Source organism: Streptomyces sp. NPDC104313 (assembly GCF_055583985.1).
In genome coordinates, this window is the sequence record NZ_JBVJMW010000015.1 from 98,633 (window position 1) to 123,180 (window position 24,548).

27 protein-coding genes are annotated in these 24,548 nt (G+C 71.6%); 20 read left to right on the forward strand and 7 right to left on the reverse strand.

Annotated elements, in window-relative coordinates:
* The first annotated feature begins 56 nt into the window (after positions 1-56).
* The 5 genes from ACZ60Q_RS29125 to ACZ60Q_RS29145 are packed head-to-tail and all read left to right on the forward strand — an operon-like array spanning position 57 to position 1,543.
* Positions 57-323, forward strand: a complete 267-nt coding sequence (locus ACZ60Q_RS29125) for a hypothetical protein (protein ID WP_469640433.1) — start codon at positions 57-59, stop codon at positions 321-323.
* The gene (locus tag ACZ60Q_RS29130) at positions 320-571 is read left to right on the forward strand and encodes a hypothetical protein (RefSeq protein ID WP_469640435.1); all 252 of its coding nucleotides are present in this window, start codon (positions 320-322) and stop codon (positions 569-571) included. The genes ACZ60Q_RS29125 and ACZ60Q_RS29130 overlap by 4 nt, the downstream gene beginning before the upstream one ends.
* A complete protein-coding gene (locus ACZ60Q_RS29135; protein ID WP_469640437.1) occupies positions 568-951 on the forward strand; it encodes a hypothetical protein in 384 nt (127 codons plus the stop codon). The genes ACZ60Q_RS29130 and ACZ60Q_RS29135 overlap by 4 nt, the downstream gene beginning before the upstream one ends.
* 29 nt (positions 952-980) lie before the next feature.
* Positions 981-1,403 (forward strand): hypothetical protein, encoded by a 423-nt coding sequence (locus ACZ60Q_RS29140; protein WP_469640439.1) that lies wholly within the window; start codon positions 981-983, stop codon positions 1,401-1,403.
* A complete protein-coding gene (locus ACZ60Q_RS29145) occupies positions 1,400-1,543 on the forward strand; it encodes a hypothetical protein (RefSeq protein WP_469640587.1) in 144 nt (47 codons plus the stop codon). The genes ACZ60Q_RS29140 and ACZ60Q_RS29145 overlap by 4 nt, the downstream gene beginning before the upstream one ends.
* A gap of 41 nt (positions 1,544-1,584) precedes the next feature.
* Here the strand turns inward: ACZ60Q_RS29145 and ACZ60Q_RS29150 are convergent, their stop codons facing one another.
* Entirely contained in the window at positions 1,585-2,328 is a 744-nt protein-coding gene (locus tag ACZ60Q_RS29150) for an HAD family hydrolase (RefSeq protein ID WP_469640573.1), read from the reverse strand.
* A 160-nt stretch (positions 2,329-2,488) separates the two neighbouring features.
* On the opposite strand from ACZ60Q_RS29150, the gene ACZ60Q_RS29155 reads away from it, so the two are divergent.
* Both ACZ60Q_RS29155 and ACZ60Q_RS29160 read left to right on the forward strand, forming a co-directional pair.
* Positions 2,489-5,077 (forward strand): bifunctional FO biosynthesis protein CofGH, encoded by a 2,589-nt coding sequence (locus ACZ60Q_RS29155; RefSeq protein WP_469640441.1) that lies wholly within the window; start codon positions 2,489-2,491, stop codon positions 5,075-5,077.
* 143 nt (positions 5,078-5,220) lie between these two features.
* Positions 5,221-5,886: a class I SAM-dependent methyltransferase gene (locus tag ACZ60Q_RS29160; protein ID WP_469640443.1), complete on the forward strand. Its 666-nt coding sequence runs from the start codon at positions 5,221-5,223 to the stop codon at positions 5,884-5,886.
* Positions 5,887-5,909: 23 nt separating this feature from the next.
* Here the strand turns inward: ACZ60Q_RS29160 and ACZ60Q_RS29165 are convergent, their stop codons facing one another.
* Positions 5,910-6,863, reverse strand: coding sequence for a DUF5996 family protein (locus tag ACZ60Q_RS29165; protein WP_469640445.1), 954 nt, complete (start codon positions 6,861-6,863; stop codon positions 5,910-5,912).
* 196 nt (positions 6,864-7,059) lie between these two features.
* On the opposite strand from ACZ60Q_RS29165, the gene ACZ60Q_RS29170 reads away from it, so the two are divergent.
* Positions 7,060-7,782, forward strand: coding sequence for a flavodoxin family protein (locus tag ACZ60Q_RS29170; RefSeq protein WP_469640446.1), 723 nt, complete (start codon positions 7,060-7,062; stop codon positions 7,780-7,782).
* Between the two features lie 161 nt (positions 7,783-7,943).
* Positions 7,944-8,303, forward strand: a complete 360-nt coding sequence (locus tag ACZ60Q_RS29175) for a UBP-type zinc finger domain-containing protein (RefSeq protein ID WP_469640448.1) — start codon at positions 7,944-7,946, stop codon at positions 8,301-8,303.
* An 85-nt stretch (positions 8,304-8,388) separates the two neighbouring features.
* Here ACZ60Q_RS29175 and ACZ60Q_RS29180 read toward each other — a convergent pair whose 3' ends face one another.
* Positions 8,389-8,976, reverse strand: coding sequence for a hypothetical protein (locus ACZ60Q_RS29180; RefSeq protein WP_469640450.1), 588 nt, complete (start codon positions 8,974-8,976; stop codon positions 8,389-8,391).
* Positions 8,977-9,140: 164 nt separating this feature from the next.
* On the opposite strand from ACZ60Q_RS29180, the gene ACZ60Q_RS29185 reads away from it, so the two are divergent.
* The 10 genes from ACZ60Q_RS29185 (at position 9,141) to ACZ60Q_RS29230 (ending at position 20,129) form a co-directional block, all read left to right on the forward strand.
* Complete coding sequence (locus tag ACZ60Q_RS29185; RefSeq protein WP_469640452.1) at positions 9,141-9,374, forward strand: sulfatase; 234 nt, start codon at positions 9,141-9,143, stop codon at positions 9,372-9,374.
* A 49-nt stretch (positions 9,375-9,423) separates the two neighbouring features.
* Positions 9,424-11,835, forward strand: coding sequence for a tetratricopeptide repeat protein (locus ACZ60Q_RS29190; RefSeq protein ID WP_469640454.1), 2,412 nt, complete (start codon positions 9,424-9,426; stop codon positions 11,833-11,835).
* A gap of 229 nt (positions 11,836-12,064) precedes the next feature.
* Positions 12,065-13,327 (forward strand): hypothetical protein, encoded by a 1,263-nt coding sequence (locus tag ACZ60Q_RS29195; protein WP_469640456.1) that lies wholly within the window; start codon positions 12,065-12,067, stop codon positions 13,325-13,327.
* Positions 13,328-13,397: 70 nt separating this feature from the next.
* Positions 13,398-14,663 (forward strand): DUF4145 domain-containing protein, encoded by a 1,266-nt coding sequence (locus tag ACZ60Q_RS29200; protein WP_469640457.1) that lies wholly within the window; start codon positions 13,398-13,400, stop codon positions 14,661-14,663.
* A gap of 2 nt (positions 14,664-14,665) precedes the next feature.
* Positions 14,666-15,523 (forward strand): carbohydrate kinase family protein, encoded by an 858-nt coding sequence (locus tag ACZ60Q_RS29205; protein WP_469640459.1) that lies wholly within the window; start codon positions 14,666-14,668, stop codon positions 15,521-15,523.
* Entirely contained in the window at positions 15,520-16,146 is a 627-nt protein-coding gene (locus tag ACZ60Q_RS29210; protein ID WP_469640461.1) for a 2'-5' RNA ligase family protein, read from the forward strand. Before ACZ60Q_RS29205 ends, ACZ60Q_RS29210 begins: the two co-directional genes overlap by 4 nt.
* Positions 16,143-16,931, forward strand: coding sequence for an inositol monophosphatase family protein (locus ACZ60Q_RS29215; RefSeq protein WP_469640463.1), 789 nt, complete (start codon positions 16,143-16,145; stop codon positions 16,929-16,931). Before ACZ60Q_RS29210 ends, ACZ60Q_RS29215 begins: the two co-directional genes overlap by 4 nt.
* Before the next feature lie 533 nt (positions 16,932-17,464).
* The gene (locus ACZ60Q_RS29220; protein WP_469640465.1) at positions 17,465-17,968 is read left to right on the forward strand and encodes a hypothetical protein; all 504 of its coding nucleotides are present in this window, start codon (positions 17,465-17,467) and stop codon (positions 17,966-17,968) included.
* Between the two features lie 130 nt (positions 17,969-18,098).
* Positions 18,099-18,788 (forward strand): AAA family ATPase, encoded by a 690-nt coding sequence (locus tag ACZ60Q_RS29225; RefSeq protein WP_469640467.1) that lies wholly within the window; start codon positions 18,099-18,101, stop codon positions 18,786-18,788.
* A gap of 225 nt (positions 18,789-19,013) precedes the next feature.
* Positions 19,014-20,129, forward strand: coding sequence for an ADP-ribosylglycohydrolase family protein (locus tag ACZ60Q_RS29230; RefSeq protein WP_469640469.1), 1,116 nt, complete (start codon positions 19,014-19,016; stop codon positions 20,127-20,129).
* Positions 20,130-20,204: 75 nt separating this feature from the next.
* Here the strand turns inward: ACZ60Q_RS29230 and ACZ60Q_RS29235 are convergent, their stop codons facing one another.
* On the reverse strand, positions 20,205-20,987 hold the full coding sequence (locus ACZ60Q_RS29235) for an SDR family oxidoreductase (RefSeq protein WP_469640575.1): 783 nt from the start codon (positions 20,985-20,987) through the stop codon (positions 20,205-20,207).
* A gap of 89 nt (positions 20,988-21,076) precedes the next feature.
* Here ACZ60Q_RS29235 and ACZ60Q_RS29240 point away from each other — a divergent pair, with 89 nt between their 5' ends.
* Complete coding sequence (locus tag ACZ60Q_RS29240) at positions 21,077-21,955, forward strand: hypothetical protein (protein ID WP_469640471.1); 879 nt, start codon at positions 21,077-21,079, stop codon at positions 21,953-21,955.
* Between the two features lie 248 nt (positions 21,956-22,203).
* Here the strand turns inward: ACZ60Q_RS29240 and ACZ60Q_RS29245 are convergent, their stop codons facing one another.
* The 3 genes from ACZ60Q_RS29245 to ACZ60Q_RS29255 form a co-directional block, all read right to left on the reverse strand.
* Positions 22,204-22,410: a DUF397 domain-containing protein gene (locus ACZ60Q_RS29245; RefSeq protein ID WP_469640472.1), complete on the reverse strand. Its 207-nt coding sequence runs from the start codon at positions 22,408-22,410 to the stop codon at positions 22,204-22,206.
* 272 nt (positions 22,411-22,682) lie between these two features.
* Positions 22,683-23,540 carry a helix-turn-helix domain-containing protein gene (locus tag ACZ60Q_RS29250; RefSeq protein WP_469640474.1) on the reverse strand — a complete coding sequence of 286 codons (858 nt, stop codon included), beginning with the start codon at positions 23,538-23,540 and terminating at the stop codon, positions 22,683-22,685.
* A 255-nt stretch (positions 23,541-23,795) separates the two neighbouring features.
* Positions 23,796-24,515, reverse strand: a complete 720-nt coding sequence (locus ACZ60Q_RS29255) for a GOLPH3/VPS74 family protein (protein ID WP_003968450.1) — start codon at positions 24,513-24,515, stop codon at positions 23,796-23,798.
* Positions 24,516-24,548: the final 33 nt, after the last annotated feature.

Consider the following 24,548-nt stretch of genomic DNA (forward strand, 5'->3'; position numbering starts at 1 on the left):
CCCTAGGTCACGCTGAATCGCCCCGGTAGCCAAACGGCTACGGAGAGGAGCGATCGATGTACGGCGAGAACGTACGCCCGAATACACCCACGCCCTCCAGCACTCCCACCCCTGCCCTCGGAACCCTCCTGGTCGACACCAGCCGCGCCGACCGCGTAGGGGAGTTCCGTGGGGTCGCCGGCCCCTACTGGTCGCTCCGGCCCGTAGGGGGCGGCGCGGAGTGGGAGGCCGAGCCGGGCCAGGTGCGGCCCGCAGTCCTGATAGAGCAGCTTCGCGCCCGTACCGCGCGGCTCAACGCCCGTAGCCGGGGTGAGGTCCTGTGACTCCGGGCCCCCTCGCCCGGTTACGGGTCCGGCTCGCCCGACGCCCGCACCGGGCCGCCGCCCCGCCGCTCGCCGAACTCGTGCGCATCGAGTCCGATCCCGCCTACCGGGCCTTGTTCTGCGCCGAGTTGGACGCGGCCATCCAGGATCGTTTCGCGCACCGTGCCGCCGTGGTGGCCGAGGTCGAGGCGGCGGCCGAACGTCTGCGGGAGCTGATCCGGCACGGCGGACCCGGGCGGTCCGTATGACGCGCGCGGCGGTCTACGCGGCTGAGGGCACCCTGTCCGACGGGCAGCGCCTCGCCTCGCTCGGCGGGGTCGTCCTCGTACGGAACCGGCGGCTCGTCCTCCTCTGGCTCCGGCGGCAGGCGCTGCGCCTGGCCAACTGCCATGGGCTGCCTGCCGTGACCGATTCCGTGACGCTGCCGACCGGCGACGTGCGTCCGGTCCGCTTCCACGGCTCGGGCGCGCCCGAGGAGTTGCGTCGCTGGGCCACGGAGGGCGCGCACCAGGACCAGGCGATACGGGCCCTGGAGGCGGGGTTTCCCGCGTTGTTCACCGTTCTCGATCCCGCCGTCGGGCTCAGCCTGACGCTCGCCGGGTGGCGTGGCCACCCGGCCGACCGGTAGTCCCGCCATCCGAACCGGAGTTGAACACCGTGCTCCAGTGCACCGCCGTCACGCTTCTGCCTCCCGATGCCGTGCTCCGGCTCCTCGCCCCCGGGGTGGACGACCCCGAGGACCCGGAGCCGTACGTCCTGTGCGAACTCGGCGAGCACGCCGGCGGGCATCCCGGCCCGCACGCCGAACACGCCGCCTTCCTCCGGCCGGGCCGGACACCCGACTCACCCGCCCTGTGGTTCTTCTGGACCGGCGACGGACCCGAACGCACCCACCGGGCCGACACCGTGCCCTGGTGCCCCGCACTCCTGCGCCGACTCGACACGGACATCGTGCGCCAGTGCTCCTTCTCCGACCACCACCCCGCACCCCACTCCTGGGACGTGACCGACCCGCTCGGCGACCTGATCGCGGAGCGGCTCCTGTCAGGCGACTCCCCGAAGGGTGACCTGTCCCCATGAACCAGTGCACCGCCGTCGCGTTACTGCCTCCCCCGGACCACGTGGTCGCCCGGCCGGTCCCCGGACACCGCCCGGAAGCCGGACACGTACTCTGCGAACTCGGGGAGGGCCACGACACCGAGCACGCGGCGATGCTGTAGGCCGAGGGACGTACCCCCGGAGTCCTTCGCGGCGACGACTTCTAGCGCACCGACCTCAGCGCTCCGCGCCGTACCCCCTTCGCCCCCTCGCCGGGCGAAGCGGCGGACGCGGGCGACACGTCCGATGCCCCCGGGACAGTGGCCTCCTTCACCCCCACCAGCCCCACCAGCTCCGTCAGCGCGTCGACGCGGAAGTCCGCCGTCTCCACCACATCCGGGTGTTCCGCCCACCAGTGCCCGTACGGCCCCCGCCGCAGATGCGCCGTCCGCATCCCCGCCGCCGCGGCCGGGAACAGGTCCTCGGCCGGGTGGTCGCCCACGTACAGCGTCGCCACCGGGGCCGCGCCCGCCACCTCGGCCACCCGCGCGAAGAACTCCGCGTCCGGCTTCCGCACACCCCACTCGTCCGAGGTGACCACCAGGTCGGCGGGCAGGTCCAGGCCCCGCAGCAGCTCCCCGGCCCGGACCGTGCCGTTCCCCGCCACCACGACCCGGACGCCCGCGGCCCGCAGATCGGCCAGCGCGGGCCGGACGTCCTGGTAGAGGTCCGACTCGTCGAGGTGTTCTCCGCGCCCGGCGGCGGTCCGCGCGCGGCAGGCCTCCTCGACGTCCATGTCGGGCCTCAGGACGCGCAACGCGTCCGTGGCCTCGCGGCCCTGGGCGACGGCCGCGCCCACCAGCGCACTGAGCGTGTGCGGCGGTACGCCGAGCCAGTTGGCCCACGACGCCCAGTGCCGGTCGTCGCGTACGAGGGTTTCGCCGATGTCGAGGACGATCGTTTCCATCACCGTTCCGACACTAGGCGCGAGGACACCGTCGGCGCGCTCTCATCCGGGTGAGTCGGCCCGCACGAGTGACCACGGGCGTCCCGCGACCGGCGAATCCCGGACAAGCCGCCCCCGATGCCCTGGTCCGGCGCACGCACCTCGCTCGTATGCTCGGTTCATGACCCATCCCGATCCTCAGAGCGGACGCCCCACCTCCAACGCCATGCGGCGCGCGCTCAAACGCGCCCGTGACGGTGTCGCCCTCGATGTCACCGAGGCCGCCGTCCTGCTCCAGGCGCGCGGCGACGATCTGATCGACCTCGCGGCGTCGGCCGCCCGGGTCCGGGACGCGGGCCTGGAGGCGGCGGGCCGGCCGGGCGTGATCACGTACTCCCGCAAGGTCTTCATCCCGCTCACCCGCCTCTGCCGTGACAAGTGCCACTACTGCACCTTCGTCACCGTCCCCGGCAAGCTCCGCCGGGCCGGACACGGGATGTTCCTCTCACCCGACGAGGTGCTGGCCATCGCCCGCGAGGGTGCGGCGATGGGCTGCAAGGAAGCGCTGTTCACGCTCGGGGACCGCCCCGAGGACCGGTGGCCCGAGGCGCGGGAGTGGCTGGAGGCGGAGGGGTACGACGACACGCTCGCCTACGTACGGGCGATGGCGATCAGGGTCCTGGAGGAGACGGGCCTGCTGCCCCACCTCAACCCGGGCGTGCTGAGCTGGACCGACCTCCAGCGGCTGAAGCCAGTGGCCCCCTCGATGGGGATGATGCTGGAGACGACGGCGACCCGCCTGTGGTCCGAGCCGGGCGGCCCGCACCACGGCTCCCCGGACAAGGAACCGGCCGTACGGCTGCGGGTCCTTCAGGACGCGGGCCGCTCCAACGTCCCCTTCACCACCGGCATCCTGATCGGGATCGGCGAGTCGTACGAGGAGCGCGCCGACTCCCTCTTCGAGCTGCGCAAGACGGCCCGTGCCTACCACGGCATCCAGGAAGTCATCGTGCAGAACTTCCGCGCCAAGCCGGACACGGCGATGCGCCAGATGCCCGACGCGGAGCTGGAGGAGCTGGCCGCCGCCATCGCGGTCGCCCGGCACATCCTCGGTCCGTCCGCCCGGATCCAGGCCCCGCCGAACCTGGTGGACGCCGAGTACGCGCTCCTCATCGGCGCGGGCATCGACGACTGGGGCGGGGTCTCACCGCTCACACCCGACCATGTGAACCCCGAACGCCCCTGGCCGCATATCGACGAACTGGCCCTGAAAACTGCGGACTCGGGCTTCACCCTCCGTGAACGCCTCACCATCTACCCGGAGTTCATCCAGCGCGGCGAACCCTGGCTCGACCCCCGCCTCCTTCCGCACGTCCGTGCCCTGGCCGACCCGGAGACGGGCCTGGCCCGCGAGGACGCGATCCCCGCCGGCCTGCCCTGGCAGGAACCGGACGAGGGCTTCAGCTCCTTCGGCCGCACCGACCTCCACGCCACCATCGACACCGAGGGCCGCACCGGCGACCGCCGCGACGACTTCGACGAGGTGTACGGGGACTGGGAGGCGCTCCGCGAGGCGGCGGCCCCCGGCATGGTCCCGTCCCGCATCGACACCGACGTACGCCAGGCGCTGAGCCAGGCAGCCGACGACCCGACGAGGCTCACCGACGACCAGGCCCTCGCCCTGCTCCACGCGGACGGCCCGGCGCTGGACGAGCTGTGCCGGATCGCGGACGCGCTGCGCAGGGACGTGGTCGGCGACGAGGTCACGTACATCGTCACGCGGAACATCAACTTCACCAACGTCTGCTACACCGGCTGCCGCTTCTGCGCCTTCGCCCAGCGCCGCACGGACGCCGACGCGTACACCCTCTCCCTGGACCAGGTCGCCGACCGGGCGGCGCAGGCGTGGGACGTCGGCGCGGTCGAGGTCTGCATGCAGGGCGGCATCCACCCGGACCTGCCCGGGACGGCGTACTTCGACATCGCGCGGGCGGTGAAGGAGCGGACCCCCGGTATACACGTGCACGCGTTCTCGCCGATGGAGGTCGTCAACGGGGCGACCCGCACCGGCATGTCGATCCGCGACTGGCTGACCGCCGCCAAGGAGGCCGGGCTCGACTCGATCCCCGGCACGGCGGCGGAGATCCTGGACGACGAGGTCCGCTGGGTCCTCACCAAGGGCAAACTGCCCACGGCCACCTGGCTGGAGGTCATCAGGACCGCGCACGAGGTGGGCCTGCGTTCGTCCTCGACGATGATGTACGGGCATGTGGACCAGCCCCGCCACTGGCTCGGCCACTTCCGTACCCTGTCCCGACTCCAGCAGGAGACGGGCGGCCTGACGGAGTTCGTGACGCTGCCCTTCATCCACACCAACGCCCCGGTCTACCTGGCGGGCATCGCCCGCCCGGGCCCGACCGACCGGGAGAACCGCGCGGTGACGGCGATGGCGCGGCTGCTCCTCCACCCGCACATCACCAACATCCAGACGAGCTGGGTGAAGCTCGGCACGGAGGGCGCGGCCCAGATGCTCCGCTCGGGCGCGAACGACCTGGGCGGCACCCTGATGGAGGAGACCATCTCCCGGATGGCGGGGTCGAGTTACGGCTCGTACCGCTCGATCGAGGGCCTTCAGGCCATCGCCGAGCTGGCGGGCCGCCCGTCCCGCCCCCGCACGACCCTGTACGGGGAGGTCCCGGCCGAACGCGTCGCGGCGGCCATGTCCTCGGACGGGCAGCTGCCGGAACTGCTGCCGGTGCTGCCGAGCTGAGGGGGAGGGCGGGGCGCGGGCCGGTTCCCGTCCCGCCCCGCCCCGCCCCGGTCCGCCGACGGTGGGCGGGCCGCCCGGGAGTCGATCGGCGCATCTCGGTCACCCCCGTGGCCGCCTGTCCTGGGTCGCCGTAACGTCACGGGGTGACCGAAGCCCCGCACCTGAAAGCGATCCGGCAGTCGTACGACGCCGTCGCCACCGACTACGCCCGGTCCGTCAAGGACCCTGCCGAGCTGGACCCGCTGTCGCGAGCCGTGCTGGCCGCGTTCGCCGAGCTCGTCATGTCGGCGGACCTCGGGCCGACGGCGGATGTGGGCTGCGGACCCGGCAAGGTCACGGCGTACCTGTCCGGGCTGGGGGTCTCCGCCTTCGGGGTCGACCTGTCGCCGAGGATGGCCGGGCTGGCCCGCGCGGCCTATCCGGACCTGCGCTTCGACGTCGGCCCGATGTCCGCGCTGGAGGCCGACGACGGTGAACTCGGCGGCGTCCTGGCGTTCTGCTCCACGCACCATCTGCCGCCGGCGTCGCTGCCCGGGGTGTTCGCCGAGTTCCACCGGGCGCTGGCGTCCGGCGGGCACCTGCTGCTCGTCACCCGGGTCGGCGACGAGGGGCACCAGCGTCGGACGTACGGTTACGGGGGCCCTTCCGCCTCCTTCGACAGCTACCGGCTGCCGGCGGACCGGATCGCCGAGCTGCTGGAGCAGGCGGGGTTCGCGGTCACGGGGCGAACGCTGCAAGCACCCGAGGAGGGCGCGACGCGTCCGGTCGCCGGCTTCATGGCCCACAAGCCGGACACCCCTCGGACGTAGTCGGCCCCCGCCTCCTCGGTGGTTCAGGGCCGAGGATCTGCCGTGACCGGGGCCTGGGGGTCGGTCACTCCACCCGGGCAGAGCCGGTCCGTGGTCCAACCCGCCAAGCGTGCGCCGGCCGCGTAGGCGGTGTCGTAGAACCGAAGGATCTCGGCGGGCGCGTCCGGTGCGGTGCGCACCTCGTCGTAGGGCAGCAGGGCGAGGTGCGAGCCGTTGCTCTCCGTCCACCGCGCGGCTGCCGGTTCCAGCGGCTGCCGCTGCATTTCGTCGGGTTCCGGCGCCGTGTACGAGTAGAAGGCGGGTTCGGGGTAGGACCGTTCGTCGCCGAACCAGAAGCCGCTGCTGATCACCTCACGCGAGTACGCCTCACGGGTCACGGGATCGACGGACGGTCCTTGTGTCACGTGCCGGTCGGAGAACCGGGTGACGGCGATGTCGAAGGTGTGCCAGAAGTGATGGACGGGGCTGGTCTTCCCGGAGTACCCGGCCGCGTACTCCTCCAGAACCAGCATGACCTGGGTGAGCACGATCCAGTAGCTGTTCACGGCGGCCGGATCGTACGTGGCGTGTTCGTCGTCCTCGGCGAACGGCCGGGCGGCATCGGGCAGGTCGAAGGGGTACGGGTGCTCCGGAAGGGTGCTGATGCCCAGGTGGGCCAGTGCGCTGGTGAACTCGCGGTAGAAGTCGCCGACCGACAGGCCCATCAGGGAGAACGACAACCGGCGCCCGTCGAGGGTGAGAACTCGGAGACGGTGGGTGGTGAAGTCGAAGTCGACGGTGAACACGGTGCCGTCGCCGAGCGGCCCGCTGGGCCGGGTGGTGATGCCGTTTCCGGTCAGGTGGAAGGGAACGTTCCACCAGTGGTTGCGGCGGATGCTGGCCGCCAGCCGCACCTTCCCGACGATCTGGAGGAACCGGTGCAGCGTCTCCTTCGTCGGCGCCCAGGACTCCCTGGGCAGCGGGGGAAACAAGTCCATCGGAGGTGCCTCCCGGAGGCCCGCCCCGACCTGGACGGCCGAGGACACATGCTTCCACTCTCGCTCCCGGCGCCTGGGGCCGCATCCGCTGGGTGCGGGGCACGTACCACGTACCACGTTCGCCGCACTGCGATGGCTGTTCCCGTCCCCGTCTTCCAGGCTCATGTCATCAGCCACCGCGAAGGGAACCGCACCCGTGCCGTCCACCATCCCGCCCCGCTACGACGATCTCCGCGCCCTCTACCTCAACTGCACCCTCAAGCCGTCACCGGAGACGAGCAACACCCAGGGAGTGATCGACGCCAGCACCGCGGTGATGCGTGCGGCCGGCGTGCACACGGAGGTGATCCGCCCCGTCGACTGGGACCTCGCGGTCGGAGTCCAGCCCGACATGACCGAGCACGGCGCCGCCACCGATGCCTGGCCGGGACTGTACGCCAAGGTGATGGCCGCCGACATCCTGGTGCTCTGCGGCCCGATCTGGCTCGGTGACAACAGCTCCGTGATGAAGCACGTCATCGAACGGCTCTACTCCAACTCGGCCGAACTCAACGACGCGGGCCAGTCCGCCTACTACGGGCGGGCCGGCGGCTGTCTGATCACCGGCAACGAGGACGGCCTCAAGCACTGCGCCATGAACATCCTCTACAGCCTCCAGCACATCGGCTACGCCATCCCCCCGCAGGCCGACGCGGGCTGGATCGGCGAGGCGGGTCCAGGGCCGAGCTACCTCGATCCCGGCTCCGGCGGACCCGAGAACGACTTCACCAACCGGAACACAACCTTCGCGGCCTGGAACCTCATGCACCTCGCCGCTCTCCTGAAGCGGGCCGGAGGTATCCCCGCCTACGGCAACCAGCGCCCCGAGTGGAACGCCGGCTGCCGCTTCGACGCACCCAACCCGGAGCACCGCAGCTGACGGACACCCGCCCAGGGGCGATCCGGCCTTCGGACAGATCCGGCTGCCGCGTTCTCCTCCGCTGGCCTCCCACCACGACCGGGCGCAGCCTGGAAAAGGGCCGGCCGCCCCACGCCGTGTGGAGGTACCGCCCGCCACCGAACCGAGCGAGGAGCACGTCCATGGCTGAACCAGCGATTCCCGGCATTGACCCGCAGGCCGTTCCGAGCGGCCCGGGATGCGCCGACTGCCTGGCGGGGGACGGCCCCGGCTGGTGGTTCCACCTGCGGCGTTGCGCCGCCTGTGGCCGCGTCGGCTGCTGCGACTCCTCCCCGTCCCAGCACGCCACCAGGCACTACCGGACGGTCGGCCACCCCTTCATCACCAGCTACGAACCGGGCGAGGAGTGGTTCTACAACAACGAGACCGAGCAGTTCTACGACGGTCCGCAGCTTGCCCCGCCCACCTCCCACCCGGCCGACCAGCCCGTTCCCGGCCCGGCCGGAGCAGTACCCGGGGACTGGCAGCAGCGGTTGAACTGAGCCAGGGTGTCTCCGCACGGTCCGGGAGACGGGGTCGTGCGGCATCGCCGACCGGAGCGTGTCAGGTCTTGAGAAGGTCCGGCGCTCAGCCCAGGGTGAGCTGGAAGTAGGCCGTCTCCCGGTAACCGGCGTCCGGAGGAGTGACCTCCACGGTGACCGGGGCCCCCTTCCGTTCCGGCTTCAACCGAACCGGGACGGTGCGCTCCTCGCCCTCGGCGAGGGGAGGCGCGAGGGCAGAGGCGGATTCCTGCCGGTTCAGCCAGTTCACGTCGTAGCCGGGGGCGTAGTCCTCGCCGGATTCGCCGGACTCGACGTCAAGCGTCTCGGAGAACCCCTCCTCACCGAGGCGCAGTTCCTCGTCGGCGCCGTTCTCGAAGGTCACGGTGAGGCTGTAGGCCCCGTCGCTGTCGGGCCGGGGGCGGCTGACGGTGACCCACAGCCCGTCCTCGTACCGGGCCGTGGTGCCGGGCCCGAGCGGCTGGGACACGCTGCCCGAGAGGCCGGGCTGCTCCATCTGCCCGTCGCCGTCGAGGCTCTTCTCGAACTCCGTGACCGCGGCCGCACCCAGCATGACCAGTACGAAGAGGGCGATCACCGCGATCGAGCAGCCGTAGAACCACCGAGAGCTGTCGGCGGGTGGCGTGTCTGCTGCGGTGGTCGCTTCCGTGTCCATGTCGGACACGCTAGGCAGGGACCGGGGCGGGTTCATGAGCGCCCGTACTCAAGCCGGTTGAGTAGGCGCGAGGGCCCGCGCCCCCGCCCGCTGAGGACGGCTGCGCGGGCCCTGCGTCGTATGGCGGTGGGGTCGGGCGGGGGCAGCGACCGATCCCGTGCCCGATGAGCACCGGCGACCCGAACAGCAGGCTCTCCCGCCTCGCCGACGACATGGAGGAGGAGCGGATCGAGTGCGGGAACGGCGTGCCGGAGGGGGCGCGGGACGTGCCGGCCGACCGGGCGGCCGGTGAGGTCGCCGTACGGTTCGCGCTGACGCAGACGGTCCTGTCCCTGCGGGAGGTGCTGCTCGTCGCGCACAGCCGGGGGCAGCGGCTACCGCACACCGGTGACCGATGACGGGCGGCGGCGGCTCCCGTGCGCGCGGGCCCGCTGACAGACTGGGCCCATGCCTCCGACCAGCCCCCGCCGCCTCTCCCTCCAGCAGATCGTCGAAGGGCAGCGCCGTGCCGCGTTCGTCGGCCGGGAGGCCGAACTCGGTCTCTTCCGGGCCAACTTCACTCTTCCGCCCGAGAATCCCCGCCACCGGTTCGTCTTCCATGTGCGGGGGAACGCCGGGGTCGGCAAGACCTCGCTCGTGCGGGAATGGCGAGAGGCGGCGGGGGAGTTCGGGGCGCTGACCGCGTCGGTCGACGAGAGCGCCGACTCCGTGCCCGACGTACTCGCGTCCTTCGCGGCGCAGTTCGCCGAGCAGGGGTATCCGCTCAAGGCGCTGGACCGGCTGCTCGACACCTACCGGCGTGTGCGCCACGACGCGGCCGGCCGGCTCGCGGCGGACAGCGAGGCACCGGCCGGGGGCCCTTCGCCGGGGGCGCTGGCCGCCGCGCAGGCCGGGCTGATCGCGGCCGGGGCGATACCGGTCGTGGGGGCGCTCGCCGGGGGCATCGACCCGGCGGTCGTGGCGCGTGGCGCGGGCGGGCTGCGTGCGGTGTTCGGGGGGCGGGTCCGGCAGCAGGAGGAGGCCCGGCTGCTGGCCGAACCGGTACGGGTCCTCACCCCGGTCTTCGTCGCCGAGCTGGACCGGGTCGCGGACGCCGTGCCCTGGATCGCCCTGTTCCTGGACACCTACGAGCGCACCGCACCCCAACTGGACCGGTGGCTGGCGGACCTGCTGACCCCCGGGCGGTACGGCGACCTGCCCGCCAACCTGGTGCTCACCCTGGCCGGTCAACGCCGCCTGGACCCCGTGCACTGGGGCGACCGGGGCCGCCTGGTCGCCGACGTACCGCTCGCGACGTTCACGGAGGCCGAATCGCGCCAACTCCTGCACGCGCGCGGGGTGGTGGCGGAGTCCGTCGTACGGGAGGTGCTGCGGCTGTCCGGCGGGCTGCCGGTCCTGGTGTCGACGCTCGCCGCCAACCCCGGCGCGGCCGGGGAGGCGAACGCCACCGCCGTCGAACGCTTCCTGGCCGGGGAGAGCGACCCGGCCCGCCGGGCGGCCGCGCTCGCCTGCGCGCTGCCCCGCCGGTTCGACGAGGACCTGGTCGCCGTCGCCGTGGCCGCACCGCGGAACGGGCCGCACGCCGTGCCCGATCTCTACGACTGGCTGCACGAGCTGCCGTTCGTCGCCGAGCGGCACTCCGGCCACTCCCGCTACCACGCCGTCGTCCGGGCCCCGATGCTCCGGCTCCAGCGCACCGGATCGCCCCGGCGCTGGAAGGCGGCGCACGACCGGCTGGCCGAGGCCTTCGTGGCCCGGCGGGACGCGGCGGCCGAGGGCATCGACCCGGGACGCCTCTGGGCCGAGCAGCCCTGGCGCCGGGCGGCCCTGGACGTGCTGTACCACCGGCTCTGCGCCCGCCCCCGCACCGCGCTGCCCGAGGCCCTGCGCGCCGGTATCGAGCTGTGCGGGCAGGCGCCGTCCCGCGCCCGCCACTGGGCCCGGACCCTCGCGGAGGCGGGCGAGGACGCCGACAGCGCCGTACTGCGCGACTGGGGCCGGGACCTCCTGGCCGCCATAACGGACCACGGCCCCCGCCCCACGGCCGCCCTCGGGCTCCTGCTGACCCGGGCCGAGCTGACCGACACGGACCGGGCTGCCGCCCTCGTGGTGCGCGCCTGGGACCGCTTCCGCGCCGGGGAGCTCGACGCCGCGCTGTCCGACCACGGGCGGGCGATCGCCGTGGACCCGCGCAGCGAACGCGCCCACCAGGGGCGGGCGGTGATCCTGCGCTCGCTCGGCCGCCACGAGGAGGCCCTCGCCGATCTGGACCGGGCCGAGGAGATCGCGCCCGCCTGGGCCTGGGCGGTGCGTGAGCGGGGGGAGACCTATCGGCGGATGGGCCGCCTGGAGGAGGCCCTGACCGTCCTGGACCGGGCGCACGCCCTGGACCCGTCCGACGCCGTGCCGCTGGGCAGCCGGGGCCTGGTCCGCCATGTGCTGGGCCGGCCCGAGGAAGCGCTCGACGACTTCGACCGGGCGATCGCGCTGTGGCCGGAGTACGCCTGGGCGCTGGTGAGGCGGTCCCGGGTCCGCGCCGTCCTGGGCGACCCGGTGGGCGCCCTCGCCGACCTGGACCGGGCCGAGGAGCTGTCCCCCGGCCTGGCCGGGACCGAGGGGGAGCGGGGCGAGGTGTACCGGGCGACGGGCCGACCCGAGGAAGCCGTCGCCTGCTACGGCCGGGCCCTCGTCCTGGACCCCGACTACGCCTGGGCGCACGGCAGCAGGGCCCTCGCGCTGGAGGCGCTCGGCCGGATCCCGGAGGCGCTGGCCGACCTCGACCGGGCGCTGGAGCTGGACCCGGAGTACGGGTGGGCGCGGGCGCAGCGGGAGCGGCTGGGGGCGGTGGGCGGACCGTAGTGCCGGTCGCCCGTCGCCTGCCGCCCGGACAGCCGCCCGTCCGCTCCGGGCTCTTCGTAGTTACCGCGACGAGGGGACGTGGCGATGCCCAAGCGGCCACGGAACCCTTGGCGTGGGTGGAGCGGAACCCGGTAGCCTTTCCCTGCTTCGTACAGCGAACACTGAAGACGGGGGTGTCGGTGCGCGAATACCGTAGGCACGGAGGTCGCACGTACCGGGCAGGGCGCGGATGACCGCCGACGTGGGTTCCGGCGTCGGATTACGGCAGTCGGTCAGCCTCATCGTTCCGGTCCGGCTCCGCGCCGATCCCGAGGTGTGGGTCGAGGGGCCCATTCCCTTCGAGGTCGGCGGCCACCGGACGGATGTGGCCTCGCGCCAGACGTATTTCACGCCTGCTGCGGGGCGCGCGCTGTACGGGTCGCCGCAACGGCCGCGTCGCTGGCACCTGTTCGTCGACGTCGTCCACGGTCCCCTCCATCTGCACGGCCTGGAGATCCTGCGCACCCCGACGGAGCTGCACCCGCACCACGCACAGGCCGTCCTGCACCTCAGCGTCCCATCGGCGGAGTTGCTGCATGTGCTTCGCGCGCTGGGAGGTCGGGCGGGTGCCGGGCCCGAGCCGATGGATGGCCCGCTCGCTCCCGACGTCCTTCTCGCAGGCGTCGCCTCGCCGATGGATCTGGGTGCCGCCACGCACCCGTACACCGTTGCCTTCCTTACCCCTGGCCCCGCTGAAACCGCCGCTCTGCGCTCCGGCGGTGTGCTTCCGGAGACGGCCGACCGCTGGCTCTGGGCGCTGGCCTCCCGGTCCAACGAGGCGGACTTTCCCACCGCCCCGGAGCAACTGCCCGGCCAGGCCGAGCGTGCCGTGCGGATCTCGGCCGACTGGAGCGCTCTCGTCCTGCGCCACGGTGCCGCGTTCCTCGGCCACCGTCCCGACGAGGGCGACGGAGACTTCTACGATTTCGCCGCCCTGCATGTCCGTTCCGTCTACCTGGACGCCCTCCTTCTCGGTATCGCGCAGCGTGACCACATCGACGAGCTGACCGACGGGCTCTCCGGGGTCTTCGACGGCCCCGGGCTTGCCCGCCGCGTCACCGAACTCGAACGGAACATCGCGGGGTTCCGGAGTACCTACTGGCGTCAACACCTGACCGCCCACGGCCCGGCCAACGAATTGCTGCTCGCCTATCACGAGCAGTACCGGCTGCCTGCCCGGTTCGAGGAGATCCTCGCGGAGGCTGCCGACTACTCCCGGCTCGTCCAGACGCAGGACGGACAACAGATCGCCGGTGCCCTCGGTGTGCTGACGATCCTCGGCCTGCCGCTCGGCACCGCACTGAGCATCCTGCAAGTGATCGGTGACGAGGACCCCATCCACCTCCTGCTTGCCCTGGCCGTCGCTTTCGTCGCCACGGCCGCCGCCTTCACCACTCGGTACGGACGCCTCGTCCTCGCCTCGCTGCGCGGGAGCCGCACTTCCGACGATTGAGGACAACCGCATTGCCCAAAGGCCCAGTTGTTAGCATCAGGTACAAACTGCCGAACAGGACACGGTCGACGTGACGGTCAACGAGGGCGAGTCTCTCCGGCTCTACAAGAAGGCCCTGCGCTATGCCGAATCGGACCCAGAGGTGTTCCTCAGTACGGCACGGCGTGCGGCGGAGGCGATCCTTTTGGACCTTGCCATGAGGGACGCCATCGGATCCAAGCCGACGCTCGAGTCCCTGCTCACGGTCCTCACTGCCAAAGGGGTCGTACCGCCCAAGATGGTGCTTGCCATCCGCACGATTCAGAACTACGGCAATTTCGGCAGCCACGCACTCGACGGCTCGGGCGACGATATCTCCGCCGAGGACGTGCAGCCCTGTCTCAACGCTCTGACGCAGCTGGCGGCCTGGTACGGACGGACCAGTTCGTCGTTCGCCGAGAGCGAGGGGCGTGAGGCGCTGGCCGCCGTGCAGAACACGGCCGGGACGAGCCGCCTGGCCGACTCCACCCTGATCGTGGTGAAGGCGCTGATTCTGGGCTGTGGCTTCGACGAGGTACTGGCCCGACGTAACCACCGCCTGGTGTGTGTACAGCTTCCGTGGTCGGACCAGTTGGTCAGGGAGGTCGCGGAGGGGCGACTGGACCTGGCGATCTACAACGAGCAACGGCTCCTGAGCATGATCGAGGAGGATGGGGAGCTGGCGCACCAGGTGGCCTCCGTGGGCCGCCTCGGCCACTCGATGGGGGGCCGGAACTTCTATCTTCTCGCAGCGCGAGGTGGACGATGGGGCGGCGCGACGGCCGAGGAATTCCTTGCCGACCCGGCAGGCGCGGAAATCGCCGTACCCAGGTACAGCGACATGTTCGCCAACGTCCTCACCGCCTTCGATACGGACGAGGCCGGGCTACGGGAGAGGGGAGTACGGATTCTCGACGTGCCGCATCATCTCGGTCTCGAACTCTTTCATCTGAACCGGGACGTCCTGGCTGTCGGCGGACAGAACCTTCGGATGCATGCCCGGGACGAGGACGACTACTTCGAGCTGCTGAACTCCGACATGCTTCCGGCCCAGTCCCAGGCGCGTTTACGGTCGGCGGCTGCCAACGTGCTCATCGCGAACCGCACCTGGCTGTCGTCGATCGGTTTCCGGCCGAATGATCTCTTTCGTGAACTGATGCGCCGTTTCCACGACATGGGTGCCGACGTGGACCGTTTTGAGAGCACCATCGATGAGCTGATCGCACACGCCTCGTTCCCTCTCCAGAGCACCCGGGGCAGCCGGGAGCGGCTGGTGCGCCACGTCCTGTTCGAGAGCTACCGTCTGGGGGACCCGTGACCGTGACCGGCGAGAAACGCGTCCTGGTACTGGGCGGAACCAATTTCGACATCATCGTGCAGGCGGAGAGCTTCCCTCAGGAGCACGAGAAGGTCCGGGGCGAGGCCTGTGCGGCGCGTCCCGGCGGGTCGGCGGCGAACACGGCCCTGGGGCTGGCCCGTCAGGGCTGCGAGGTCAGGCTCGTGTCAGCGGTGGGGGACGATGCGCTGGGGCGCTTGTGCCTGGACGATCTGCGTGACGGAGGTGTGGACACGGCGCTGATGCGCGTGGACACCTCCTTGCGGACAAGTATGGCCATCGTGATCTCGTCCGGCACCGGTAAACGGATGATGACGTTCGCCGGTGCCGACCGCGATCAAGCGTTCCGGGCAGTGACGGAGTCGGACGTGGCGGCCGTGGACCATGTCCACGTCGTCGGAGTGCCCACGCCCGAGCTCGGCCGTGTCGTGGCTCTCGCACGCCGGACCGGCCGTACCGTCTCGGTCGAGTGGAACGGCCGGGACATGAGCGAGCTGGCGGAGGGACCGGGGCTGAACCTGATGAACACCGACGAGGCGGGCCGGCTTCCCCGCGCCCTGCCTGGGGACGCCGCCGGTACCGCCCTGCGCTACGCGGAGCGGCTGTCGGGAGAGGTGATTCTGACGCAAGGCGCCGAGGGCGCCCTCTGGGCCGCACCGTCCGGTGCGCTGGTGCGCGAACCGACGACCGCCGTGGAGCCCGTGGACCGTACCGGGGGTGGTGACGCCTTCAACGCCGGAGTCATCGCCGGCTGGCTGTTCGGCGAGCCGCCGTCCGGGTGCATGCGCAGAGGGCTTGATGCCGCGTTGCACGTGATCACGAAGATAGGAGCTCATCCATGACCAGGTGGCTTGGCGTCGCCCTGCTTCCCCGCGCGGACCACACGCGCGCCGCCATCCTGCTGCAAGAGAGTCTGGGCGGTGACCGCCCGCTGCAACCGCCACTCAGCGAGGACGGCAACCTGCCTCATCTGACCGTTTTCCAGGGGCCTTTCGAGGACGATCTCGACCCCGAGCGGGAACTGGAGAGGATCGGAGCGTCCGTGAGTCTGCCCCGGCAGCTGTCGCTGGCGTCCGTCGGCATCGTGTACCAGCCGACCGGCTGGCTGTTCATGTCCGTCGAACGGCCCGCACTGCTGGAGAAGGTCCAGGAAGTCGTCCTTGACGGCCTCGCCCCCCGCCTCGACCGGCAGGCGTTCGACACCTCGAAGGACACCTCAAGGTTCACGGAGTCCGAACGTGCCAGCTTCGCCCGATACGGCTACCGCTACACCGGCGACGCCTACGCACCTCACATCACGCTCGGGCGCACCGACGAGGCCACCGCACTCGAACTCGTTCGGACCGCACCCGAGCGCACCCGCGTCCCCGACGAGTGGACCTTCGACCGGTTCAGCTTCTACGTGATGGGGGAACACGGCGCCCACGCGGAGAAGTTGGCTGAGCGACCGGTCGCCGCCGTATGAGTCCCCGGCACACGCTGTACGACGCGCCCACCCTGCACCGGTTCGCCCGGGTTGCCGTGGACGCCGGGGTGGAGTGGCTGGCCGGGGAAGGGGCGGGCCGGCTCTGGACGCACAGGCGGTTCAAGCCTTCGGGGGAGGAAGTCACCGATGCCGACATCGAGGTGGAGCGGCGGATGACCCGTATTCTCGTGGATCGCACTCCGGATATCCCCGTCGTCGGGGAGGAATCGGCAGGCGCGGGTTTGGTACCCGATACGTGCTGGCTGCTGGACCCCATCGACGGCACGATGAACTTCACCCGTGGAGCCCCCGGGTACGCGGTCTCGCTCGCCTGCGTGGTGGACGGGACGCCCGTGCTCGGTGTGGTGCACGCACCCGCTCTCGGCCGGCGCTGGACTACGGGAGCCGGGGCAGCGAAGGCTGCGGACGGGCAGGGCGGCCGCAGCCTCTCCGGGGCGGTGGTCGGCCTGACGGGAACGGGCTCCGGCCGTCCACGCTCCGCCCGGCTCATCGGTCGGCTGTACGACGTGGCCCACCGTATCCGGCTGCAAGGTGCGATGAGCCTGGATCTGGTGGGGGTGGCGGAGGGTTGGCTGGACGCCTGTGTCTGCCTCGACCCAGGCCCCTGGGACGTGGCGGCGGGCGTCGCCCTGGTGCGGGAGAGCGGCGGGGCGGTGCTGGGGGCGGGCGGCCGCGCGTTCACCATGCGGTCCCCGATCCTGGCCGCGGGCGCCGATCCGGTCGCCCGTGAGCTCGTTGCGCTCTGGGAGTCGCTCGACAGCTGACGGCCCCCACGGGCTGCGGAACAGGATGAGGTGCGGCGTACCCACCGGCCCAAAAGCGACCTGCGGGACGTCCGTCGACATACCCGTACGTACCCAGGCCGCCCTCTCTACGGCCCGTTCCCGTTCGATTACCGTGCCGGTCGCCCGTCGCCTGCCGCCCGGACAGCCGCCCGTCCGCTCCGGCAGTCCGGCAGTCCGGCAGTCGGTTCCGGGAGAGCGGGACAGCGGACCGCCTGCCGTTCGGCACCCCGTCTCCGCAGGCACCCCTGGCGTCCCGCATGGCCTGAGTGAGGTCACGCGGCCGTGCGGGGTTGTTTAGTGTTGGTCAAAAGTGCCGCACAGTGCGTTGGTTCATCCGGCGGGCGAGCGGTGATTTCTGCCGTCGAGGAGGAGACGCCGGGGTCCCGTGGCCTTCGGGCGGCCATCCCGCGGGTGCCTGCCGTTGGCGGCCCACGTCTGTGACCGAGGAACGGAGCTGGAAAATGGTGGCGCCATCGCCCCGGGACGGCGGTCCCCCCGACCGGCAGGGGTGCATGATCGGCCTGTTCTGGGTAGAGCGGGACAGGGCGTGCCTCGGTGCGCCTCCGGTCGAGGAGAACCCGGGTGTCTTCCTCTCCCCGGACCGGCTCTCGGTCGGCGAAGGGGATCATGCGCAGGCCTGGTCCTGGAGCGAGGTGACGGACCTCCAGGTCCTGGACGTTCCGGTCCGTTCGGCCGCCTCCCGGTGGGCGATCCGAGTGACGAGCGTCGTCGCCGCGGCGCTGAACGTCTGGGACCCTGATGGCCCGTCGATGATGACCGCGGTGGTGTGTGACCGGGACGGCCGGCGTGTCGAGACGACGGTCTTCTCCGGCGTGGCCACCGCGTACACGCAGCGGGAGGTCGACCTCTCGCTCGGCCTGCTCTCCCACTTCGTGCGAGGCAGCGCCTCGCCGGCCCTGCTGACGCGGTGGTGGCAGGAGCATCAGCCGTCGGACGTCCTGCATTCACGTGAGCGGGAAGCCGTGCTCGAGGACTGGATGTCGCCCCTGATGTGAGGCGCACGAACATGCTGAGGCATCCACGCTCCGCGCTCCATGCTCCATGCTTCCGCGCTCCCGAGAGCGGCACCCCCGGTGACGGAGGCCACCTGATGGACAACTCCGTCCGTTGGCCTAGGTTCGGGGCATGCGCGATGTGCGGGTGGTGCTGATCGGCGGGACCTCGAACACCGGGAAGTCGACCGTGGCCGAGGCGGTGGCGGAGCGGCTCGGGTTCGAGCACCGCTCGACGGACGCCCTGGCCCGGCACCCCGGACGGCCTTGGCGGACCCCGGAGCGCGAGGTTCCGCCCCATGTTGCCGAGCATTACGGCACGTTGACCACCGACGAGCTCATCGAATCGGTTCTCGCCCACTACGAACGGCTCTGGCCGCGTATCGAGGAGCTGATCACCGACGGTGCGCGGGCCGGGGCACCGGGCCTGGTCCTGGAGGGCTCGGCCCTCTGGCCCGATCGCGTCGCCCGGCTGACGGTCCCCCGTACGGTCGCCGTGTGGCTCACCGCCGACGACACGGTCGTACGCGACCGGGTGCGGGCGGCGGGGCGCTACGCGGAGGCGACGGACGAGGAACGGCGTCTCATGGACCGCTTCCTGGCCCGTACCGGCCGCTACCAGACGCTGATGGTGGACGCGGTCGAGACGCTCGGCCTGGACCGGGTCGACACCGGCGAGGGGCGTACGGTGGCGGAGCTGGCGGACCTCGTGGTCGCCGCCGCGGCGGACCAGGTACGGCCGGGTCGGTCCTGCGGGGGGCCGGGGCAGCCCCTTCGTCACGAACGAGGAGACACCCGAACCGGGCGGCCCCCGCACGCGTGAGAACGTGCGTCGGATCAGGGCCGAGGGCCCCGGGGCGGGGGAGAGGCCCTGACGCGCTGCCGACTCCCACCCGGCCCAAAAGCGACCTGCGGGACGTCCGTCGACATACCCGTACGTACCCAGGCCGCCCCCTCTACGGCCCGTTCTCGTTCGATTACAGTGCTGGGGCGGTCGCCCGCAGAGGCCCGCACAGGCGGCGACCATGCGGTGGCGGGAGGCGGCGGGGTGAGCACAGGGACCACGGCGGTCTGGGGCAGGGCCGAACAGCAGGACTTCCGCAGCCGGGTCCGCGGGGCCCTGCTCGGCGGAGCCGTCGGGGACGCGCTCGGGGCCGGGGTCAGCGGGCTCGTGCTGGAGGAGATCCGTGCCGCCCACGGTGCCGAGGGGGTCACCGACTACGTCCCCGCGCACGGCAGACGCGGCGCTGTCACCGCCCTCACCCAGCTCACGCTGTTCACCGTCGACGGGCTGATCCGTGCCCAGGTCCGCCGCGACACCGGGGCCTGGCACCCGCCCACCGATGTGCACCGGGCCCATCTGCGCTGGGCCGCCACCCAGCACGACTGGGGGCCCGACGAGCGGCGCGAGGGCAACGGCTGGCTGGCCGCCGAGGAGTGGCTGTACGCCCGCCGCGCCCCCACCCGGGAATGCCTGGGCGGATTCGGCGACACAGTCATGGGCACCCTCGACCGGCCGAAGAACCCCACCGCCCGGGATGCGGGCGCCCTCACCCGGTCCGCGCCGTTCGGGCTCCTCGTGGGCTGGGAGCCGGGGCTGGTGTTCCAGCTGGCCGTCGAGTGCGCGGCCCAGTCCCACGGCCACCCCGCCGCCCAGCTGACCGCCGGAGCCTTCGCCGTACTGGTGCACGGGCTGGCGCGCGGCGAGAGCCTGGACGGGGCCGTGCGACACGTCCTGGCCCTGCTCGCCGAACGCCCCGGCCACGAGCCGGTGACCGAGGCCCTGCGGCAGGCACTCGACTCCGTACGGCAGGGCGTCCCCGGCCCGGCCCTGATCGAGGAGCTGGGCGCGGGCGACGACGCCGAGGAGGTGCTCGGCGTCGCCGTGTACTGCGCGCTGGTCAGCGAGGACGTCCGGCACGGGCTGCGGCTCGCGGTGAACCACAGTGGCCCCTCCCGTGCCACCGGGTCGGTCTGCGGGGCGCTCCTCGGGGCACTGCACGGCGAGACCGCGCTGCCGCCGGCCTGGCTCGCGGAGCTGGAGGGGCGGGCCACACTCCTCGAACTGGCCGACGACTTCGCGATGGAGATGACCCAGGGCCCCGCCCTGCACAGCCCGGCCGCCGTCGCCCCGGGCTGGCTGGCCCGCTACCCGCGCGGCTGAGGGGCGGGGGCCGGGCCTGCGCCCCGGGCGGGAACCACGGCGGCCCGCCCGCGCGAGTGGAGTGGCGCGGGTGCGTCAGTGCATCAGCTCGCCCGCGTTGACCAGCAGAGACTGGCCGGTGATCGCCCGGGCCCGGTCGGAGGCCAGGAAGACGACGGCCTCCGCCACATCCCCGTCCGTGGCCAGCTCCGGCAGCGCCATCCGTTCGGTGAGCCGGGCCAGCACCTCGGACTCCGGTACGCCCTCGGAGTCCGCGGCGAACTGGACGTACGCCTGCACCGGCGGCCCCCACATCCAGCCCGGCAGCACCGTGTTGACCCGGATCCGGTCCGGGCCCAGCTCCCGGGCGAGTGAGTACATCGCCGAGGTGAGCGCCCCCTTGGACGCCGCGTAGGCCGCCTGCCACACCTGGGAGGGGGCCGCCACCGCGGACTGCGTACCGATCACCACCACCGAGCCGCCCCGCTCCTTGAGGGCGGGCAGACAGGCCCGGGTCATCCGTAGCGTGCCCAGGAGGTTCACGTCGATGACCGACCGCCACATGGCGAAGTCCGCGTCCTGGAGTCCGCCGAAGTAGCCGTCCCAGGCGGCGACATGGACCACCGCGTCGATCCTCCCGAACCGCTCCACCGCCAGTGCCGCCAGCGCCTCGCACTGCGCCTCGTCCGTGATGTCGGTCGGCAGGTGGGCCGTGTGCCGGCCCTCGGGGTCGATCTCCGCCGCCGACCTGGCCAGGTTCGCCGCCGTACGCGCCCCGAGCACCGCGCGCCCGCCGTCCCGGACGACGCTCGAGGCGACCCGGTGCCCGAGACCCGGCCCGACGCCCGACACGATGACGGTCTTCCCCGCGAGCAACATCGGCGCCTCCCGGCCCTGGAAATGCATCTGACGGACCGTCAGAGTAGGTGGGGACGGGACCCGATGGAAGAGGAAGGCGGGCAGGGGCGATGACCGATGGCGCCGGCACGGGGAGTGGCGGGACGGGGAGCGGCGGCGGGCCGGGGAGTGAGCGGTACGCGGAGCTGGCGGGAGTGGGGCCGTACGGGGTGCGCCCGGGGCACGCCCTGATCACCATGGTCGAACCGCATCCGGGCCATGAGTACGCGTACAACCGCTGGTACGAGGACGACCACTACTACGCGGGTGCGACGGCGATGCCGTGGATGTTCGCCGGGCGGCGCTGGGTGGCCACCAAGGACCTCCAGGAGCTGCGGTATCCGGAGGAGTCGGCGGTGGCCCGGCCGGTCGGCGCGGGGTGCTACCTGTCGACGTACTGGGTGACCGAGGGGCGCTACGACGACCACATGAGGTGGACCGTCGCCATCAACAAGAGGCTGAACCGGGACGGCCGGGTCTACCAGGACCGGACCCACGTGTTCACGGCCTTCCAGGACCACGAGGCCACCGTCTACCGCGACGGGGCCGCCGGCCCCCGGGACTTCCACGCGCTCGACCACCCGTACGCGGGCCTCGTCCTCCAGGTCGTCGATGCCGAGGAGCCCGAACAACGGGCGGAGCTGCTGGAATGGCTGCGCTCGCGCCATCTCCCGAAGCGGCTGAAGGGGTCGCCCGCCGCCATGGTCACGGTGTTCCGGCCGACACCCCTGCCCGGCGACCGGATGACGTATGTGAAGCAGGTCGAGGGGGTCGGCACCCGGCTGACGCTGCTGTGGTTCCTCCAGGAGGATCCGCGGACGTGCTGGGAGGAGCGCTTCACCGGTCTGGACGGGGCGGTCGCGGAGAGCGGTCTCGGGCGGGTCGAGCTGGTCGCACCGTTCGTGCCGACCGTGCCGGGGACGGACCGGTACGTCGACCGGCTGCGGTGACGCCGCGGAACGGCGCCGGTCATGCCGAGCCCCCTCGGCCAGGACGGCGAACCGGTCGAGAGGGCTCCATCAGGTGGTGCGGTGACGCAGGTGGTGCGGTGGTGCGGTGATGCCTGATCGATGGCGCGTGATCAGTCGTGCGCGATCCAGCGATGCGCGATCAGTGACGCGTGACCAGTGACGCGTGACCAGTGGTGCGCGATCAGTGGTGCGCGATCAGTGGTGCGCGATCAGTGGTGGTGCGGCTGTCAGGAGTTGACCGTGTCCGAGGCGACATCGCGCACGAACGCGTTCCACGCACCGGGGACGAAGGTGAGCGAGGGGCCGTGGGGGGCCTTCGAGTCACGTACGGCGATGGAAAGAGCGACCGGGGACTTGACCTCGACGCACGCGCCGTTGCCCCCGGAGTACGACGACTTCGTCCACATTTCCGTAGCACCCTGAAGAATTGCCATGTTCACTCCGGTTCAGAGAGTTGGGTGAGTCGCACCAACCTGATTCCGATTGGCGTGATCGACGCTACTCGCCAAGCCCCTTCCATGAGATGGTCGTTCACTCGACCGGATGATCTTTCTTCGGCGAGACTTCCGCGGCAAGTGGGCGGCGGTGTACTATCCCGCCGCCGCCCACTCGGCGCTCGCCGGATTCCCTCGCGGACGCCGGGGCGGATGTCCTGATTCCGCTGCTGTCGCCCGGTGCTGCCCGGTGCTGTCTGTCGCGGGGGCCGTCAGCTCGTGTACGACTTCGCGATCTTGCTGATGAACTCCCGGGTCTGCTCCGCGTTCAGCGCCTGCGCCCGCAGGTGCTCGTACATCACGCTGTAGCGCTGCACGTCGTTCGCCTTCTCCAGGTAGAGATCGCTCGTGACGCCCTCGATGTAGACGACGCTGGAGTCCGAGGCGTCCGGGAACTCCAGGATCGCGTACTGGCCGTTGATGCCCGGGTGTGCGCCCATGTCGAACGGCAGGACCTGCACGGTGACGTGCGGCAGATGGGACTGCTCGACGAGGTGTTCCAGCTGCTCGATCATCACCTGCTTGTCGCCGACCACCCGGCGCAGCGCCGACTCGTCGATCACGGCCCACAACCGCAGCGGGTTCTCCGGCGAGCTGATCCGGTCCTGCCGCCGCGACCGTACGTTGACCCGCTTCTCGATGTCCGACGGAGGGGCCTCGGGGAGCGCGCCGCTGATCAGTGCCTCGGCGTACGCCCGGGTCTGGAGCAGGCCAGGGACCATCTGGGGCTCGTACACCCGCAGCGACTCCGCGTCGGTCTCCAGGCCGATGTAGACGCTGTACGGGATGTCGCCGAAGGCGTGCCACCAGCCCTGCTGGCGGGAGTCCTTCGCCATCTGCATCAGCGAGTCGACGATGCGGTGGTCCTCGACCTCGTACACCCCGCAGAGGTCGCGTACATCGCGCTGGCTGATGGACCGGCGGCCGTTCTCCAGGCGGCTGATCTTCGACTGCGAGACCAGCAGTCGCTCCGCCACTTCCTCGGCCGTCATGCCTTTGAGTTCGCGCAGGCGGCGCAATTCCTGGCCCAACCTGCGTCGCCTGACAGTGGGATTGACGTTGGACGGCACGGAAACGGCACCTCCGGCTATGTAGCTGTGCGTATCTACTGCTCAGCAGATTGCCACCCCTTGCCCCGGCCGCGCTGGGAAACGGCCACACGAGGGGCGCGGGGGCGTACGCACCGGTGTGCGGGAGGGCGCGCAAGCGCACGGGGCAGCCGGTAGTGGTGACTACCGGCTGCCCCGTGCGTGGTGCGGCTCCCGGACCGGGTCCTGTGACGACTGACAGCGGTACGGCGTTGTGCTGTTCTCAGGTCCGTACGGTCAGCTCGCGGCGGTGTGCGCCATGCTGCCGCGCCGGGCCTGTGCTTGCGGCTGCAACGGAACGCCCGCTGCCTGCTGCGTACGGCGTGGCTGGACGGCCACTCCGTTCTGGACGTCCATCACGGCGTGCGCCACGAGTCCGCCCATCGGGTCGTGCCTGATCAGGTCCCGGAGCCGGGAGCGCGATGAGCGCCCCTCGTTCCCGGGGTACAGATGCTTGCCGAGTCCGACCGCGTGGGCCAGTGCGGCGAGCGCCGCGGTCCGCGGGTCCGGCGGTACGCCGGTACGGATCGCGCTGTCCAGCCGGTTCCTGATGTCCCGGCTGATCGCCGTCTCCGTCGCTTGGTAGCGAGTCGTCGGCAGCACTCCGCACATCTGGCCCGCCACGGCATGGACCATGCCGCACCGCTCCAGATGGGCGAGATAGATCTGGCGCAGCCCCAGGCGGGGCCCGCCGATCCAATGGACCGCCCGAACCGGGCTGCCACGACGGCGCAGCAGTTCCAGTGCGGAGTCCAGAGTCGGATCTCCTGTCGGCCGTGGCATCACCACGGCGATACGATCCCCGTCAGGGGCTATCCGTCCTGCCAGAGCCAGCTCCACTAGCTGTGCCCCGGCCAGGCCGAGGTCGAGCGACTGCGGCTGCGCTGTGGTACCCGTGGTCGGGTCCAGAGCGAGCAGCAAAAGCTCCTCCGGGATTGTTCTGCGGCTCCTGCCCATCCATGCCTCCCCGCGTGGATGTCTGACAGGGTG

Bases quoted from the DNA above. Each gene is read 5' to 3' on its own strand.
- ACZ60Q_RS29125 (WP_469640433.1), top strand. From the start codon at position 57: ATGTACGGCGAGAACGTACGCCCGAATACACCCACGCCCTCCAGCACT.
- ACZ60Q_RS29135 (WP_469640437.1), top strand. From the start codon at position 568: ATGACGCGCGCGGCGGTCTACGCGGCTGAGGGCACCCTGTCCGACGGG.
- ACZ60Q_RS29145 (WP_469640587.1), top strand. From the start codon at position 1,400: ATGAACCAGTGCACCGCCGTCGCGTTACTGCCTCCCCCGGACCACGTG.
- ACZ60Q_RS29150 (WP_469640573.1), bottom strand. From the start codon at position 2,328: ATGGAAACGATCGTCCTCGACATCGGCGAAACCCTCGTACGCGACGAC.
- ACZ60Q_RS29155 (WP_469640441.1), top strand. From the start codon at position 2,489: ATGACCCATCCCGATCCTCAGAGCGGACGCCCCACCTCCAACGCCATG.
- ACZ60Q_RS29165 (WP_469640445.1), bottom strand. From the start codon at position 6,863: ATGGACTTGTTTCCCCCGCTGCCCAGGGAGTCCTGGGCGCCGACGAAG.
- ACZ60Q_RS29175 (WP_469640448.1), top strand. From the start codon at position 7,944: ATGGCTGAACCAGCGATTCCCGGCATTGACCCGCAGGCCGTTCCGAGC.
- ACZ60Q_RS29180 (WP_469640450.1), bottom strand. From the start codon at position 8,976: ATGGACACGGAAGCGACCACCGCAGCAGACACGCCACCCGCCGACAGC.
- ACZ60Q_RS29185 (WP_469640452.1), top strand. From the start codon at position 9,141: ATGAGCACCGGCGACCCGAACAGCAGGCTCTCCCGCCTCGCCGACGAC.
- ACZ60Q_RS29190 (WP_469640454.1), top strand. From the start codon at position 9,424: ATGCCTCCGACCAGCCCCCGCCGCCTCTCCCTCCAGCAGATCGTCGAA.
- ACZ60Q_RS29195 (WP_469640456.1), top strand. From the start codon at position 12,065: ATGACCGCCGACGTGGGTTCCGGCGTCGGATTACGGCAGTCGGTCAGC.
- ACZ60Q_RS29210 (WP_469640461.1), top strand. From the start codon at position 15,520: ATGACCAGGTGGCTTGGCGTCGCCCTGCTTCCCCGCGCGGACCACACG.
- ACZ60Q_RS29215 (WP_469640463.1), top strand. From the start codon at position 16,143: ATGAGTCCCCGGCACACGCTGTACGACGCGCCCACCCTGCACCGGTTC.
- ACZ60Q_RS29220 (WP_469640465.1), top strand. From the start codon at position 17,465: ATGATCGGCCTGTTCTGGGTAGAGCGGGACAGGGCGTGCCTCGGTGCG.
- ACZ60Q_RS29225 (WP_469640467.1), top strand. From the start codon at position 18,099: ATGCGCGATGTGCGGGTGGTGCTGATCGGCGGGACCTCGAACACCGGG.
- ACZ60Q_RS29235 (WP_469640575.1), bottom strand. From the start codon at position 20,987: ATGTTGCTCGCGGGGAAGACCGTCATCGTGTCGGGCGTCGGGCCGGGT.
- ACZ60Q_RS29240 (WP_469640471.1), top strand. From the start codon at position 21,077: ATGACCGATGGCGCCGGCACGGGGAGTGGCGGGACGGGGAGCGGCGGC.
- ACZ60Q_RS29245 (WP_469640472.1), bottom strand. From the start codon at position 22,410: ATGGCAATTCTTCAGGGTGCTACGGAAATGTGGACGAAGTCGTCGTAC.
- ACZ60Q_RS29255 (WP_003968450.1), bottom strand. From the start codon at position 24,515: ATGGGCAGGAGCCGCAGAACAATCCCGGAGGAGCTTTTGCTGCTCGCT.